Source organism: Bacillus sp. NPDC060175, from assembly GCF_042728695.1.
In the GTDB taxonomy this organism is placed as follows: Bacteria; Bacillota; Bacilli; order Bacillales; family Bacillaceae_G; genus Bacillus_A.
On sequence record NZ_JBHWYR010000007.1, the window covers coordinates 1 to 15,006 of the forward strand.

The following is a 15,006-nucleotide window of genomic DNA, read 5'->3' on the forward strand; positions in this document are numbered from 1 at the left end:
GATATAAGGATTTTAATAAAAAATAAATTGATAAGTACAGCTAAAAAACTATATGGCTATTGATACACTTAGCTTGAAGGCTGAAGGCTGTTCAAATACAATCTTACCTCACGGTAGCTATCGCTGTAAGCGATAGCTATTCTTTAATTCTTCATAAAATCTTAAGAAATCTCCTCAATTTTTGTTAAGAAACGATAGTTATACTTAGACACAAGTTAAAAACTATGGAACGAATGAGGAGAGGTTTACATGCAGCTCATAACATTCTTAAATGAATTTATTAAACACCCGAAACATACTGGTGCGATTGCGCCAAGTTCAAAAATATTAGCAAAGAAAATGGTAGATGTAATTGATTTTAATAGAGCGAAGTGCATTGTGGAATTAGGTCCTGGTACAGGAGTCTTTACGAAAGAAATTATGAAGCGAAAGAAGAAGGAGACAATATTTCTTCTTATCGAAATTAATGAAGTGTTTTGCGAAGAGCTAAAGAGCAAATTTAAAGATGAGCAGAACGTCATTGTTGTACACGGTTCGGCTGAAAATATAAAGAAATATATGGAAGAGTTCAATATAGAATGCATTGATTACGTCTTATCAGGATTGCCTTTTACTTCTTTACCAGAAGAAGTTTCAAAACGCATTTTAAACAATGCAATGGAAGCGATACATGAGAATGGGGAATTCATTACATTTCAATATTCACTTGTAAAAAAAGGATTTATACAGCATTTCTTCCCTGAAATTACACTAGAAAAAGTGTGGTTCAATTTCCCGCCAGCCTACGTCTTTAGCTGTAAAAAAGAGCTAAGGAGAGCATATGCATAATGGAATTACATGAATTATTATCATATATTGAGCAGTACGGTTATTGGGCACTATTTTTCTGCTTATGGCTCGGTATTATCGGTATGCCGATTCCAGATGAAATGATTGTAATGAGTGGTGGATTTGTATCTTCATTAGGCGTATTAAGTGTCATTCCTGCGTTTTTATTAACATATTTAGGTGTTGTATCAGGTCTTTCTTTAGGGTACATACTAGGGAAAATATTTGGCATAAAAGTACTTGAAAAATTGATGAAAAAGAAAAAGGCTAAGTACCTTTTAAAATCACAAGAGATAGTAGGAAAATATGGTCATTATGCATTAGTAATAAGTTATTTTATCCCCGTTGTGAGACATATCGTACCGTATTTAGTAGGAATGAATAACATGTCATTTAAAACGTATGTGATTTATTCATATGTGACAGGATTTGTTTGGACGTTAGTTTACTTTGTACTAGGCTCTATATTTGGAAAGCACATAGAAATGATAGTAACCCTTGTGACCGAGTATGGTATATATTTTGGTGGCATCGTTATCATAGTTTCTAGTATTTCTTATGTGTATATGCATAAGAAGAATGCAGTAGTGAGTGAAGTAAAGCAACATTCATAGTTTGGTAAATGATGCTGGAGGAGATTTTGTGAGTAAAGGAACGATACTTATCGTGGACGATGAGAAGGAAATTAGAAAACTTATCGCCATCTATTTGAAGAATGAAGGTTACGAAGTATTACAAGCTGGAGATGGTGAAGAGGGGTTAGAAATAGTAAGGAAAAGAGACGTGCATCTAATTGTACTTGATATTATGATGCCGAAAATAGATGGTATTCATATGTGCATGAAAGTGAGAGAAATAGCGGAAATGCCCATTATTATGCTGTCGGCAAAAACGCAAGATATGGACAAGATTTTAGGGTTAACAACTGGAGCAGACGATTACGTAGCAAAACCATTTAATCCACTTGAACTCATTGCTCGTATTAAATCACAACTTCGGAGATATATGAAAATGAGCGGGGCGAGTGTAAAAGATGAAAATGTATTTGAAGTTGGAGATATAAAGATAAATATAGCAACGCGGCAGGTCATTATTGCAAATGAAGAGGTGAAATTGACACCGAGAGAGTTTGAGGTATTAGAATTGCTTGCACGAAATCAAGGAATGGTATTAAATGCAGAACAAATTTATGAAAGAGTATGGAAAGAGCAAGCTTTCCAATCCGATAATACTGTGATGGTACATATTCGGAAAATACGTGAAAAGATAGAGGCAATTCCAAGGAAGCCTCGTTACATTAAAACAGTATGGGGAGTTGGCTACAAGATTGAGAAAGATATTTGAACCGATAATATGGATGAATCAAGTTTTTAAAAAAATGATAGGTAAAACAGTTAGTTATTTGCAGAAGAGTATACGGGTACAGCTAATTACTACATTTACTTTCTGTACATTACTTGGTGTATTAGTAGGGTGGTCTTCATCTTCCTTTTTCGAGGATGCGAATAAAATTTCTATCATTGATTATGCATCAGGTATGGAAGCCATTGATGGACAGACACAAAGGCTTGTTGAAAGTATGACAGAAGAGGGTAAGGAAATTAATATACAAGAACTGCTTGATCAATTAAATCATCAAAATCAATTGAAGGTTTTAATAATAGATGAGAATGGGAAAGTCGTTTATAAAACAAAGGGAGCACCGGAAGAACAGATTAATCTTCATGAGACGATGCGTAATGTAATGGATTTTAAAATGGATCAAGTACGCTATGTAGAAGCACAAAATTTAATTCAAGATAGAGCTGAACAAAAGCGTAAGGAGTTTACAACCTTTTATCCAGTTACTGTTAATACGAAAAATATGTATGTCATTGCAAGTGGTATACCACAAGGAAATGTAAAGTATGTAGTGAACGGTAGTAGTCCATTCCCATCTTTACTAGGTTTTATTACTTTTCTACTTTCTTTCTTTTATATAACGAAAAGAAAGATGAATCAGATTGAAGCAATGGCAGAAGGAGTAAGGGAGTTTTCGAAAGGGAACTTACAATATAAAATCAAACAGGCAGGTCAAGATGAAATAGGTGTATTAACTTCAAATATTAATCAAATGGCAGAAAAGCTTTTGGCTAATATAGAAAAAGAAAAACAAATAGAGAAACAAAAAAGTGAATTGATTACAAATGTATCACATGATTTAAGAACACCACTTACTTCTATTATGGGGTATTTATGTTTACTAGGTGATGCGAAATATGAAAATAAAGAACAGCATGATGAGTATATAAAAATTGCTTTTTCAAAATCAGAGCAGTTGAAGATGTTAATAGAGAATTTGTTTGAGTATACAAAACTAACAGATGAAAATATGGCATTAAATCTGCAAGAAGTGTGCATGAATGAACTACTTGATCAATTAATAGAAGAGCTAGTACCACAAGCGGAGGAACATAATCTTTCTTTTGTGAAAGAATTCCAGGAAGAGCGTATATACGCTCTTGTGGACTCGGAAAAAATGGTGCGTGTATTTGAAAATCTCTTAATAAATGCAATCAAATATAGTATAGAAAAGAGAGAAATTAAAGTTTCTATTCAAAGGGAAGAACGTCATATTAAAGTCTCAATAGCAAATCATAGTGAAGAATTTACAAAAAAAGAGTTAGAGAACTTATTTGAGCGTTTTTATAAAAAAGATCAATCTAGAAGTAGAGCTGTAGAAGGTTCAGGCTTGGGGCTTGCAATTGCAAAAAGCATTGTTGAATTGCACAAAGGAGAAATTCGAGCGGAATATGAAAATGGGGTTATTCAATTTATTATCTTATTGCCAACTTAATTAGAAATATCGGTTACCTTCTAATTAGGGAAGAATGAGTGATAGTGTTGCTATTGATTTAGAGGGAGTCTTATTCCATCATTCAGGGGGACATTGACTAATAAAACAGAGAAGTGGAGAATCGAAAGTTATATGAAAAAATTAAGTGCGTTTATGATATTGATTATAGTTGGAGTTACATTACTTGTAGTGAAAGGTGGACCGATTGTAGATCAACTCAATCCGTTTATTAAAGAAGATATTTATTATGCTGTTGTCGACAATGATGGGGAATATGAAGCCAAAAGTAATGGTTTTGGTAGATGGAACTATAAATTTAAAGGATATGATGAATCTGGGAAAGAACAAAAAATTATGATGACTTCTTCAAAACATTTACGAATAGGAGCATATTTAAAGATTAAGTCTAAAGGGACGTATGGTATGAAATGGGAAGAAATACAAGGTGACGAAATGCCCACTAAAGCAAAAGAAAAAGTAACAATAAAGCATGTCTAGTTATAGAAATGATAAGTTGTATTCAATAGATAAAGTAACGATCAAGCTTCAAATGTAATGGTAGTATATGATAATTTCTAAAATTTTTATAAAGAAGATAAAGATTATCTGAACTTTATCTAAACTGCATTTCTTCTGTATACAACTACTAGTATTCTATATTGTGTAGATAAAAAATGGTAAGGAGTAACAGGATGATTATGCAGGTTTCTAAGAGGAAAATATTATTATTTCTTTCAATTATTCTTTTTGTTTTATTGATGATGTATGTATGTACGAATAATAGGCATGTACAAAATATTGTTAACAATATAGAAGACATTTATAAAGTATATAAAGAGAATCAATTATTGCAAGAAAAAATCGAGAACCAAGAATCGTTAAAGAGTAAAGTGCAAATGTTAAGTGAGGAGAAAGAAAACCTTACTAAGCTTATCAACAAAACGAGAGAATTAAAGGAACAAGGAAAATATAATTTAATTCAAGCTACAGTAGTAAGGCGTGTAGCAGAAGATTGGTATGGAAAAATCGCTCTTGATAGAGGGGTACAACATGGTGTAAAGGTTGATATGGCTGTTATGACGGTGAGTGGTCTTATTGGAAAGGTAGAGAGTGTAGATCAATTTACATCTATTGTGAAATTAATTACGAAAGATGAACGAACAAATCGTTTAGCAATCACCTTCCAAAATAACTCATCCATTTTAGGATTTGTCACAGGGTATGATAAGGAAAAACAGGCTCTTCGAATTGATAATATTCCATCAGATAAAGCGAAAGAAATAAAAATAGGTGATAGCATTATTACCTCTGAATTGAGCCAGAAAATACCACCTGGTCTTGAAGTAGCAGAGGTAATAGATCAAGAGCCGGATAAATATGGTCTTGCACATATTATTTATGCAAAACCAAAGGCGAATTTATATGATTTAGAAGATGTCATTTTAGTAGAACCTAAAGGTTAGCAAAGTATAGATGAATATCATTTTTTTTTTAGGTAGAGTAAGATTAAGAGGAGAAATAAAGTCTTTATTTCTTACTCAAAAATAGAATATAGAAATCAAAAGTCCCAAGCTACTAGCTTTGGGACTTTTTCATATTCTTAAAGAAATGTTAAGAATATCCGCTGCTATTTATTAAGAAATGCTATCTATACTTAGAAATGGGTTAAGAAATGCTCGGAAAATATGTAAGGAAAATAAAAATAGGAAAAAGAAATGTAGGAGGATATAAATGAAAGCATCAGTTGTAGAGGTAAAGAATGTACAAAAGGTATACGGTAAAAAAGGTGAGAGCCAATCGCATGCACTAAAGAATGTATCGTTCTCGATTCAAGAGGGTGAATTCGTTGGGATTATGGGACCATCTGGTTCAGGAAAAACAACATTATTGAATGTAATTTCTACATTAGATAAAGCGACAGGTGGAATTGTTGAAATTGCTGGAACAGATATTACGAAAATGAAGCAAGGGGAATTATCTGATTTTCGCTCAGAGAAACTAGGGTTTATCTTTCAAGATTTTAACTTACTTGAAAATTTATCAATCTATGAAAACATTGCATTACCGCTTTCTCTGCAAGGTGTTCATTCGAAAAGAATTGGATTAAAGGTGAAAAAGGTAGCAGAGATGTTAGGAATTTCAGAGATTCTTCAAAAATATCCGTCCGAAGTATCTGGTGGACAAAAACAACGTTCGGCGGCGGCTCGTGCACTTGTACATGAGCCAGCAATAATTTTAGGAGATGAGCCAACAGGAGCGCTTGATTCTAAAAATGCGAAAAGTTTATTAGAGGCGATGACCAACTTAAATGAAGAACAGGATGTTTCAATTATGATGGTTACACACGATCCATTAAGCGCAAGTTATTGCCGACGTATTTTATTCATCCAAGATGGAGAATTGTATAAAGAAATTCATCGCAGAGGTACTCGTGAAGAGTTTTATAAAGAAATTTTAGATGTGCTTGCAGATTTAGGCACACAAAAAGCATAAGAAAGAAGGTTCAACATGTTATTCAAACTTTCCATGTCGGGACTAAAAAGTAAACGAAAAGACTATATGGTCTTATTAGTTGGGCTTATTATGTCTATTTCAATTTTTTATATGTTTCAAACGTTAGCGTTAAATAAAACATTTATCGAAGGGAATTCCATGGATGGAATTTTTTCAGTCTTCCAAACAGGATCATTTTTATTAGGCTTCATTACATTATTTTATATTTTATACGCCAATTCATTTTTATTATCACTTCGGCAAAAAGAATTTGGTATGTATATGGTATTAGGGGCAAAAAAGCATAAAATTACATTGCTCATGTTTATTGAAACAATTGTATTAGGAATAGTATCTCTTATAGTAGGTGTGATAGTCGGTATAATCTTGGCGCAAGGTGTTGGCCATTTGCTAATGAAGGAACTAGAATTTACTGGTGGTGGTTATCATGCATTTTATGTACCATCAATCATTGTTACTTTCATCTTTTTCATTGCATTATTTATGTTGTCCGCAATTATGAATGGTATGAAACTAGCGCGTAATTCGTTATTACAACTCGTTCACTCCAATAGTCACACAGAGCGTACGCCTACTAAAGGAAAACTAACGAATATAGTAGCACTTTTATCAATTATTTTATTAGCAGTTGGTTATGCTTCGATGATTTATATGAAAGAGTTAAAGGAATCAGGATTTATCATTGCTACAATTACAGTAACATTAGGAACTTACATGCTATTTGCATCATTCCTTCCCATTATTATTAACAAACTAAAAGCGAATAAAAATCGTAGTGAAAAAGGAATCAATGCGTTTACGTTTGCACAGTTGAGTTTTTCTATTAATAGTTTAACGAAAGTATTAGCGACAGTTGCTATGTTAGTGGCTCTCGGTGCGGGTGCAATCTCCAGTGGTATGGCGTTAAAAAATAATGTCACAAATATGGTGGAGAGTGCAGAATACTATGATGTCGAAATTAAAAATCCCACAGCAGAAGAAAAGAAAATATTAGATAGCATTACATTTAAAGAAAAGAATGAATATCGATACAAAGTAGATGAGCAGTTTATTTATCAATTGAAAGAAGATTTAGAAAGAAATCGTCCGCTAACACGTACTGGAAAAGACGAGAATAGTAGCCGATTCGTTCCTGTTTCGAGGGAGCTAATTGTGGGAGCCGTTTTAAGTCATAGCCAAGAAAAAAACGAGGATAATACCAATGTAATTCCAGAAGAGTGGGGAAATGTTTTAAGGTCTCTTCAAAAGACATATATGAATCCTAGTCAAAAGATACAAATTGTAGATCAAAAGATATATGACGGGATACAAGGTAAAGAAGAAATTATAATACTGGGGAAAACGGACAATTTTATAACGTATAAAGAAGAATGGAAAAAAATCGATGAATTAGAGCTAGCTAAATATAAAGATATGAAAGAAGTACATCTTTTGAGTAAATATATGCTGTATGAAGGATATTACAGTACTTACAGTGGAACAGTATTTATGGGATTTTTCTTAGGCATAGCTTTCTTAGCGATGCTGGCAAGCTGTTTAATGTTTAAAATTCTTTCTGGTGCTTCAAAAGATATTATTCGCTATCAAATGCTTCGTAAAATTGGTGTGCGTTATGAGCTATTAACGAAATCAATTTATAAAGAGTTACTTTTAGTTTTCTTGTTCCCAGCGATCGTAGGTATAATGCACGTATTAGTCGGAATGAGCATGTTCTCGTTCTTAATAGATAATCCATATTTCCGTATTTGGCTGCCGATTATTATTTTCTTAGTCATTTATGTGTTTTATTATTTCATTACAGTTCAATTGTATAAAAAAATTGTTCTTCCGAAAGAAGTGTAGTATGTAGTGAGTAAGGGGGATGATGAATAGAAATAAATTTAGGGGAATATTATATGGAATTTATAGCGATGAAGAAGTTATAGATTGAAAGAAGCAGCTATTCTACGTAATAGCTGCTTCTTTCATTATTTATAATTAGGAAGCAACTTGTACTGTAGATAAGGAGAAATAAAATCCTCTATCTTTTCAGTATATAAAAGATAAAGAGGGAAAGGTATTATAACTTCTGTAGTAATCGTTCGCTGCTTTTCATGTCGCCTTTACACAACGGGCATTGCGGCTTATCTTCTAAAGAAAAGTTTTTACGCATCCATCCAAGGCAGTCGTCTGCTTCGCATTCCCACACAGCAATTGCTTCTGGTTCTTCTACAGGTTTATCATTTTTTCTCCAATACATGTGATCGCTCCTTTAAATTGAAAAGTTTTTTAGAAAAAACAAAAAAGGTTGTTAACGATTTTTGTTAACAACCTTTTAGTTATTCATTATACTGTATTTTTTTAAAAAATGCGAAGGTTAGTAATTATTAAAAATATATTGAAATAGTAATTATACAAACGCAGGATTATAAATCATCGTAAAGTGTCCTTGTAATAGTTCAATATGGCATGGTGTATGGAGCGAACTTTCTCCATCTGTATCTACTTCTTTTTCTTCTTCTGTTTCAATATGAATGGATTTCGCTTTTACGTGGAAGATGTCATTTTCGTTTGTGTCTTCAAATAGTTTCTTTCCGATATAATCTTTAAACGCTTGAATGCCTGTTGATTTGACTACGAAAATATCAAGTGTTCCGTCATCACATTTTACGTTCGGAATAAAGGATGGGATACCCCCGAGATATTCACCGTTTCCAACCATAACAAGGACAGCTTCGTCTTCATATACTTGTCCGTCGTAAGTTATTTTTACTGGGAATGTTTCAGCGTTTTTTACAGTTCGAATGGTGCTTAAGTAGTAACCGATTTTACCAAGCTTTGCTTTCTCTTCTGCATCAATATTGTTTGATACTTCAGAGACGAGTCCAATACCCCAGAAGTTTAAGAAATGTTGTCCGTTTGCTTTTGCGACATCAATTGGTTTTACATGTCCTTTTGTAATGAGTTTTGCTGCTTCTGCAATATTTTGCGGAACACCAAGTGTGCGAGAGAAGTCGTTGCAAGTTCCGCCTGGAATGATTGCAAGGGTAGGTCTAGTTTCAAGAGGGGCTAAGCCATTTGTGCATTCAAATACAGTTCCGTCACCACCGAAGACGATAATTAAATCTACTTTACTAGCAAACTCCTGACAATATTTTGTTGCATCACCTTGTTGCTTCGTATGAAGGATATGTAAGTCAGGAAAAGCTGCGGCAAGTGGTGGTACGATTTTCGCTAAGTTAGTATGTAAATCACCTTGTCCTGCCTTTGGATTTACGATGAGGAGTACCTTTTCAAATTTTGTCTTTGGCATTTTTATTCTCTCCCTTTGTCTTTTACGAATTGTGATAGAAAATAAACTTCCATCAGTAATTGATGGAAGTTTATTTTGTTATATTATTCCGTTACAACTGAAGCGATAAATGGTAAGTTACGATATTTTTCTGCACAGTCGATACCGTAGCCAACGATAAATTCGTCTGGAATTTGGAAGCCAACATATTCAGCTTTTAAGTCCACTTTACGGCGTTCAGGTTTATCAAGTAACGTACAGAATTTCAATGCTTTTGGTTTATGCATGAAGAAGTGATCTTTTAAGAAGTGAAGTGTTAAACCAGAATCGATAATGTCTTCTACGACAATTACGTTTTTTCCAGTAATGTTTACATCGATATCTTTTAATAGTTTCACTTTTCCAGTTGTTTCTGTTTGATTTCCGTAGCTAGATGCAGAGATAAAGTCGATTGTTACTTCGTTTTTAATGTGACGAATTAAATCAGCAGCGAATACGAATGATCCTTTTAATACAGCGATTACAACGATTTCTTCTCCTTCAAAATCACGTTCGATTTGAAGAGCTAGTTCTTTTACTTTTTCTTGTAATTGTTCTTCAGAAATTAAAGTGTCTTTTATTTCAATTTTCATTTGAATCCTCCTACAGTGTAAAACTTGTGAACATTTCGACTGTAAAGGATAGAAAGAAAAAAGTCAAAGAAGATATAAGGTTTTTACAGAAACCCCCACAAAATAATCAGATGATATGATATACTGATTATATTAAGAAAACGCTTTCATAAAGGGTGATTATGATGAGGAAAAAACAGTATACAAGTGTAACATTTATAAAAGCATTGCTTTTAACAATTGTTCTTGGCATGTTGGCTTACATAATTGATGTACCTGCAATTCGCATTTCACTAATTGGAATGACTTTAGTATTAGGCGCAATTTCCCACGGTATGATGTCGCAGCTGCAAGAAGCTGGACTTGATGATATGAAAGATCATATAGATAAGAAATGAGAAACCTTCACGTATATAGAGTGAAGGTTTTTTCGTTTCTTACAAAAATGTAAGGTGATTTGTAAGACAAATCGATAGTTGCATAGTAGTGTTTTGGATAAACTATAAGTGTAAGGTAAAGGGCAAGCATATTTTAGGTGAATTAAGTTTTAGGCACTCTATATGTGAAGAAGGAGTATGAGGGCATGGAGAAACGTTGGACAACCTTTTCTTTTTTAGCGACTAGTAACACAGTAATGCTAGCTGGAGAAATGGATTTTTTGCACTTGTTTGATCGAGAAGACGATCATTCTTCTTCTAAATTTACAATGAAATGGCGTAAATGGAGCGAAAGTTGTAGATTGGAAGAAGAGGCCCCTAACGAAGAGCAAAGAGTTATTTTAACAAATCCTATTAAAGCATGGGTTGTTCAACGTCGTAAGTGTAACGTCAAAAATCACTTCAAGAAAACTGAGCTGAGACAATTAGTTATCGCTCCGGCCCGCTCTACTTCTGAAACACGCGAAAGTAACATGTAAATATTGAGACACGCACCCAAAAAACATCGTATATATTGCGATGTTTTTTATTTTTCTACAATGAAATCTTTAAATGAAATCTATTTCATCTGCATCTTATATTTATATCTCTTGTTTATTCTAGTGATACATCCGATGCGAAGTGATGTAAAACGTATAAGAGGAGAGATAAAATGAAAAAAAAACTATTACCGATTTGTGCAATGGCACTTTTAACAGTAGGATATTCTTCAGTAGCGAGTGCTTCAACTGGGACACTGACAAAGGAAGAAGCAGCGCAAGTGCAGTCAGATGTAGCTAAAAAGGAAGAAGCAATTAAGGCACAGCAAAAAAATGATGCAGAGAAAAAGCAAGCAGCACAAGTACAAGAAAAAAGTGATATGGCTAAAAAAGAGGAAGCAATAAAAGCTGGGCAAACGAATGATACAGCGAAAAAAGAAGTAACACCACAAGTGCAAGAAAAGGAAGCTCTTGCAAAAAAAGAAGCAGCAATTCAGGCCGGGCAAAAGAATGATGCAGCGAAAAAAGAAGTAGCGAAACCAGCTGTAAAAGGTGAAAAATTACCAAACACAGCATCAAATAATGTAGCAATGATGGCATTAAGCGCATGTCTTGTAGCGATAGGGACATTATTTGGATTGAATCGTCGCAATAAGGTTAAAGCGTAAATAAAATATTAGCCTATAAAGAATGGGATAATTTCATATATTAAAAATGGTAGGTTACTCCTACCATTTTTTGCATGGAGGGATTCACAGTGACAGTTCTAAATCGTATTGGATTTACGTTAATGATAGTAGGCCTATTAATGGGAGCCTATTACGCTTTTGAATGGTATAAAGGAAAAAGTTCTGCACAAGATTTAACGACAGAAGAAATTGAAAATTTTGAGCAGCAAACATATAAGCAGCCTTCTAGTGAGGTACCAGTAAATGCGCAAGTACCTTCTTCTCAAATACAGCATAAAGAAGGAGAAAAGGTAGCGATGTTAAATATACCGAAAATAAAGAAGAAGTTTTCTATATATTGGGGAGCAAATGATGCAACATTGAAAAAAGGAGTCGGTATGTTTGTTAGTGATTTAACGACAACACCCTCTGGAGGAGGTCATACTGTACTGAGTGGACATCGAGATACTGTGTTTACAGATTTAGGAGAGTTAAAAGAAAAGGATACTCTTATTTTAGAGTATGATAATAAAACTTACACATATGAAGTTCAAAAGACATGGATTACCCATGCGGATGATCGTACTGTTATTATAAAAAAAGAAGAACCAATATTAACACTGACGACTTGCTATCCATTTGATTATATAGGGGATGCACCGGATCGATATATTATTGAAGCGAAGTTAACTGGTAGTTATTCAAAGTGAAATTGTAGTTTTTGAAAGCGGGAGGGGGATACATAAGTTATGTCAAAAAACATTTTAATTGTTGAAGATGAAGATATTTTGCGTGAAATATTAAAAGATTATTTTTTGAGTGAACAATATATAGTGTTTGAAGCAAGAGATGGGAAAGAAGCCTTAGTTGTATTTGAAGAAGAAGAGGTTGATTTAGTTATTCTAGATATTATGTTGCCAGAACTCGATGGATGGTCTGTTTGCCGAAGAATCCGTAAGACGTCCGAGGTTCCTATTATTATGTTGACGGCGCGTGTAGATGAAGATGATACGTTACTTGGCTTTGAACTTGGGGCAGATGACTATGTGACGAAGCCGTATAGTCCGCCAATTTTATTAGCAAGGGCGAAACGATTATTAGAAAGTAGAAAAGCATCGAAGAAACCTTTAGAGAATGAAGATGATACGTTATCAATTCATGGTATCCACGTTCATTTTCCATCACGTACTGTTACTGTTGATGAGGTAGATGTTAGTTTAACGCATACGGAGTTTGAAATATTGGTGTATTTCATGAAAAACCAAGGAATTGTACTAACAAGGGAACAGTTAATTTCAAGAATTTGGGGATACGAATTTGCTGGTGATGATCGAACGGTTAATAGCCATATTCGTAATTTGCGAAATAAATTAGGAGAGAAAGCAAAGTACATTACAACTGTAGTGCGAACTGGATATAAGTTTGAGGGGAATGTATGAGAAAAGGGATTGTACTAAAATTATTTACTCTCACAACAGCATTATGTATGTTAATTTTAGCGACGATTTTTATTGGACAAACGATATTTTTCAAACAATATTATGCGAATCGAAAAGTAGAAGATATTAAAGTGAATTTAAATTCCTTTGAAAAGAATTATTTAAATTATGCAGGAAATGCAGAAGGAATTCAGAAACTGGAGCAAGATTTTTTAAGAGAAAATAATACGTGGATTACGACATTAGATCAGAATGGGAATTTAAAACATGCGGATGATTTTTATTTTGAGGTAACGATAGACCGTAGGCAACAAAAGAGCTTTGGACAACAAATATTCAAGATTCCCTTATACAATCTCGTCAATATAGAGGAGATTGATAATAAATCGTCAGATCAGTTTTTAGGACAAGAAATTTATTTTTCTGGAGTGAAACAAGAAGATAGCTTCATTCCATTCTCTTTCGCGTTAAGTAAGCAAAATTTAAATGGATCTAATAAACCGTTAGAAAAAGAGTTTCAGGAGAAAATGAAATTAGATGAGGAGAAAAAGAGAGCAGCTCAAGAGCAACTTGTTAAGGAAAAGAAACCAGCTGTTCAGGAAGAAGGTGCTCAGGAATTAGGCGTTTACATAGGAGGACGTGTTACAAAAGTACAGTTACCTGATGTAAAAGGTCCTGTGAATCCAATTTATAAAAATAGTTTATTCTTAGATAGCATAAAGGAATTTCAAGCTGATTTATTATTAAAAGAGAGTAATCATATACAGTATTCAACACAAATAAGGGACCATAAAAAAAATGATATAAAATATAAATTATTAATTAAACCAAAAAAAGAAAAAGACGGATCGGTAACATATATATATGCGATGGCTTCTTTGCAACCTGTCGATGAGGCTGTACAAATGGTGCAAGATTATTACATCTATATTGTTGCATTTGTAGTCGTTCTAATTTTTCTAGCTTCGTTTTATTACTCAAAACAAATTGCAAAACCGTTACTAAAAATAAATGATACAACGAAGAAAATAGCACATTTAGACTTTACAGAAAAAATCCCGATTACTTCAAAAGATGAAATCGGTGATTTATCGCAAAATATTAATACACTATCGAATAAACTCCATTCGCATATTGGACAGCTAGAACAAGATATTGAAAAGGAAAGAAAGTTAGAAAAGACGCGGAAAGAATTCATTTCTGGTGTTTCACATGAATTAAAAACACCGTTAAGTATTATGAAAAGCTGTATTTCTATTTTAAAAGATGGGGTAGCTGAACATAAGAAAGACTACTATTTTCAGGCGATGGAAAAAGAAGTAGACAAGATGGATATACTAATTTTGGATATGCTTGAATTAGCTAAATTTGAATCTGGTACATATAAAATGAAAAAAGATTCATTTTATATTGATACAGCAATTGAAGATATATGCGAATACCTTTCTGTGGAGATAGAGAAAAAAGAACTTCGTGTTCATAAAAATATACGTTCATTTGAAGTGATTGCAAACCAAAGTCGGATTGAACAAGTTATCGTGAACTTCATTACGAATGCCATACGTTATACACCAAATAAAGAGGATATCATTATTTCTACAGTAGATGAGAAGGATCGTATAAAAGTGTGTATTGAAAATAAAGGTACTCACATTGAAGAAGAGCAATTAGATAAAATTTGGGATCGTTTTTATCGCGTGGATGCAGCGCGTCATCGTTCACAAGGTGGAACGGGGCTTGGGCTTGCCATTTCAAAGAATATTTTAGAATTGCACAATGCTGAATATGGGGTAAAGAATACAAAAGATGGGGTGTTATTTTACTTCTACTTACCGAAAAAAGCGTAGATCATACATGCTACGCTTTTTTTTAAGTTATTTTCATATTATCTTTACCTAATCTTTATTTTTAAGAGATATAATC

At 33.5% G+C, this 15,006-nt stretch carries 17 protein-coding genes; 14 read left to right on the forward strand and 3 right to left on the reverse strand.

The annotated features are described in order from the left end of the window. Positions 1 to 249 precede the first annotated feature (249 nt). From ACFWDE_RS05740 to ACFWDE_RS05775, 8 genes are all read left to right on the forward strand, one after another. Entirely contained in the window at positions 250 to 828 is a 579-nt protein-coding gene (locus ACFWDE_RS05740) for a class I SAM-dependent methyltransferase (protein ID WP_377890689.1), read from the forward strand. Then, complete coding sequence (locus tag ACFWDE_RS05745) at positions 828 to 1,442, forward strand: DedA family protein (protein WP_377890691.1); 615 nt, start codon at positions 828 to 830, stop codon at positions 1,440 to 1,442. Before ACFWDE_RS05740 ends, ACFWDE_RS05745 begins: the two co-directional genes overlap by 1 nt. 28 nt (positions 1,443 to 1,470) lie before the next feature. Then, on the forward strand, positions 1,471 to 2,172 hold the full coding sequence (locus ACFWDE_RS05750) for a response regulator transcription factor (RefSeq protein WP_016100365.1): 702 nt from the start codon (positions 1,471 to 1,473) through the stop codon (positions 2,170 to 2,172). Next, positions 2,156 to 3,664 (forward strand): sensor histidine kinase, encoded by a 1,509-nt coding sequence (locus tag ACFWDE_RS05755; protein WP_377890693.1) that lies wholly within the window; start codon positions 2,156 to 2,158, stop codon positions 3,662 to 3,664. The genes ACFWDE_RS05750 and ACFWDE_RS05755 overlap by 17 nt, the downstream gene beginning before the upstream one ends. A gap of 132 nt (positions 3,665 to 3,796) precedes the next feature. Continuing rightward, on the forward strand, positions 3,797 to 4,162 hold the full coding sequence (locus tag ACFWDE_RS05760) for a YxeA family protein (RefSeq protein WP_377890883.1): 366 nt from the start codon (positions 3,797 to 3,799) through the stop codon (positions 4,160 to 4,162). Between the two features lie 194 nt (positions 4,163 to 4,356). Continuing rightward, entirely contained in the window at positions 4,357 to 5,127 is a 771-nt protein-coding gene (mreC, locus tag ACFWDE_RS05765; protein WP_002145196.1) for a rod shape-determining protein MreC, read from the forward strand. Positions 5,128 to 5,395: 268 nt separating this feature from the next. Beyond that, the gene (locus tag ACFWDE_RS05770) at positions 5,396 to 6,157 is read left to right on the forward strand and encodes an ABC transporter ATP-binding protein (protein WP_002123373.1); all 762 of its coding nucleotides are present in this window, start codon (positions 5,396 to 5,398) and stop codon (positions 6,155 to 6,157) included. A gap of 15 nt (positions 6,158 to 6,172) precedes the next feature. Then, positions 6,173 to 8,020: an FtsX-like permease family protein gene (locus ACFWDE_RS05775; protein ID WP_377890696.1), complete on the forward strand. Its 1,848-nt coding sequence runs from the start codon at positions 6,173 to 6,175 to the stop codon at positions 8,018 to 8,020. Between the two features lie 217 nt (positions 8,021 to 8,237). Here ACFWDE_RS05775 and ACFWDE_RS05780 read toward each other — a convergent pair whose 3' ends face one another. The 3 genes from ACFWDE_RS05780 to hpt form a co-directional block, all read right to left on the reverse strand. Continuing rightward, on the reverse strand, positions 8,238 to 8,417 hold the full coding sequence (locus ACFWDE_RS05780; protein ID WP_002067775.1) for a cold-inducible protein YdjO-related protein: 180 nt from the start codon (positions 8,415 to 8,417) through the stop codon (positions 8,238 to 8,240). Between the two features lie 150 nt (positions 8,418 to 8,567). After that, positions 8,568 to 9,470 carry a diacylglycerol/lipid kinase family protein gene (locus tag ACFWDE_RS05785; RefSeq protein ID WP_377890698.1) on the reverse strand — a complete coding sequence of 301 codons (903 nt, stop codon included), beginning with the start codon at positions 9,468 to 9,470 and terminating at the stop codon, positions 8,568 to 8,570. A gap of 83 nt (positions 9,471 to 9,553) precedes the next feature. Next, positions 9,554 to 10,081 (reverse strand): hypoxanthine phosphoribosyltransferase, encoded by a 528-nt coding sequence (hpt, locus tag ACFWDE_RS05790; RefSeq protein WP_000687586.1) that lies wholly within the window; start codon positions 10,079 to 10,081, stop codon positions 9,554 to 9,556. 161 nt (positions 10,082 to 10,242) lie between these two features. Here hpt and ACFWDE_RS05795 point away from each other — a divergent pair, with 161 nt between their 5' ends. From ACFWDE_RS05795 to ACFWDE_RS05820, 6 genes are all read left to right on the forward strand, one after another. Further along, the gene (locus ACFWDE_RS05795; RefSeq protein WP_002145200.1) at positions 10,243 to 10,458 is read left to right on the forward strand and encodes a hypothetical protein; all 216 of its coding nucleotides are present in this window, start codon (positions 10,243 to 10,245) and stop codon (positions 10,456 to 10,458) included. A gap of 185 nt (positions 10,459 to 10,643) precedes the next feature. Beyond that, the gene (locus ACFWDE_RS05800) at positions 10,644 to 10,976 is read left to right on the forward strand and encodes a hypothetical protein (protein WP_377890701.1); all 333 of its coding nucleotides are present in this window, start codon (positions 10,644 to 10,646) and stop codon (positions 10,974 to 10,976) included. 173 nt (positions 10,977 to 11,149) lie between these two features. After that, a complete protein-coding gene (locus ACFWDE_RS05805; protein ID WP_377890703.1) occupies positions 11,150 to 11,644 on the forward strand; it encodes an LPXTG cell wall anchor domain-containing protein in 495 nt (164 codons plus the stop codon). An 89-nt stretch (positions 11,645 to 11,733) separates the two neighbouring features. Next, positions 11,734 to 12,354 carry a class D sortase gene (locus tag ACFWDE_RS05810; RefSeq protein WP_377890705.1) on the forward strand — a complete coding sequence of 207 codons (621 nt, stop codon included), beginning with the start codon at positions 11,734 to 11,736 and terminating at the stop codon, positions 12,352 to 12,354. A gap of 39 nt (positions 12,355 to 12,393) precedes the next feature. Next, on the forward strand, positions 12,394 to 13,083 hold the full coding sequence (locus ACFWDE_RS05815; protein ID WP_002145204.1) for a response regulator transcription factor: 690 nt from the start codon (positions 12,394 to 12,396) through the stop codon (positions 13,081 to 13,083). Beyond that, complete coding sequence (locus tag ACFWDE_RS05820) at positions 13,080 to 14,930, forward strand: sensor histidine kinase (protein WP_377890707.1); 1,851 nt, start codon at positions 13,080 to 13,082, stop codon at positions 14,928 to 14,930. The genes ACFWDE_RS05815 and ACFWDE_RS05820 overlap by 4 nt, the downstream gene beginning before the upstream one ends. Positions 14,931 to 15,006: the final 76 nt, after the last annotated feature.

What these genes read in the sequence shown, in the direction of transcription:
- ACFWDE_RS05740 (WP_377890689.1), top strand. Translation starts at nt 250, where the DNA reads ATGCAGCTCATAACATTCTTAAATGAATTTATTAAACACCCGAAACAT.
- ACFWDE_RS05745 (WP_377890691.1), top strand. Translation starts at nt 828, where the DNA reads ATGGAATTACATGAATTATTATCATATATTGAGCAGTACGGTTATTGG.
- ACFWDE_RS05760 (WP_377890883.1), top strand. Translation starts at nt 3,797, where the DNA reads ATGAAAAAATTAAGTGCGTTTATGATATTGATTATAGTTGGAGTTACA.
- mreC (WP_002145196.1), top strand. Translation starts at nt 4,357, where the DNA reads ATGATTATGCAGGTTTCTAAGAGGAAAATATTATTATTTCTTTCAATT.
- ACFWDE_RS05770 (WP_002123373.1), top strand. Translation starts at nt 5,396, where the DNA reads ATGAAAGCATCAGTTGTAGAGGTAAAGAATGTACAAAAGGTATACGGT.
- ACFWDE_RS05775 (WP_377890696.1), top strand. Translation starts at nt 6,173, where the DNA reads ATGTTATTCAAACTTTCCATGTCGGGACTAAAAAGTAAACGAAAAGAC.
- ACFWDE_RS05780 (WP_002067775.1), bottom strand. Translation starts at nt 8,417, where the DNA reads ATGTATTGGAGAAAAAATGATAAACCTGTAGAAGAACCAGAAGCAATT.
- ACFWDE_RS05785 (WP_377890698.1), bottom strand. Translation starts at nt 9,470, where the DNA reads ATGCCAAAGACAAAATTTGAAAAGGTACTCCTCATCGTAAATCCAAAG.
- hpt (WP_000687586.1), bottom strand. Translation starts at nt 10,081, where the DNA reads ATGAAAATTGAAATAAAAGACACTTTAATTTCTGAAGAACAATTACAA.
- ACFWDE_RS05795 (WP_002145200.1), top strand. Translation starts at nt 10,243, where the DNA reads ATGATGAGGAAAAAACAGTATACAAGTGTAACATTTATAAAAGCATTG.
- ACFWDE_RS05800 (WP_377890701.1), top strand. Translation starts at nt 10,644, where the DNA reads ATGGAGAAACGTTGGACAACCTTTTCTTTTTTAGCGACTAGTAACACA.
- ACFWDE_RS05805 (WP_377890703.1), top strand. Translation starts at nt 11,150, where the DNA reads ATGAAAAAAAAACTATTACCGATTTGTGCAATGGCACTTTTAACAGTA.
- ACFWDE_RS05815 (WP_002145204.1), top strand. Translation starts at nt 12,394, where the DNA reads ATGTCAAAAAACATTTTAATTGTTGAAGATGAAGATATTTTGCGTGAA.
- ACFWDE_RS05820 (WP_377890707.1), top strand. Translation starts at nt 13,080, where the DNA reads ATGAGAAAAGGGATTGTACTAAAATTATTTACTCTCACAACAGCATTA.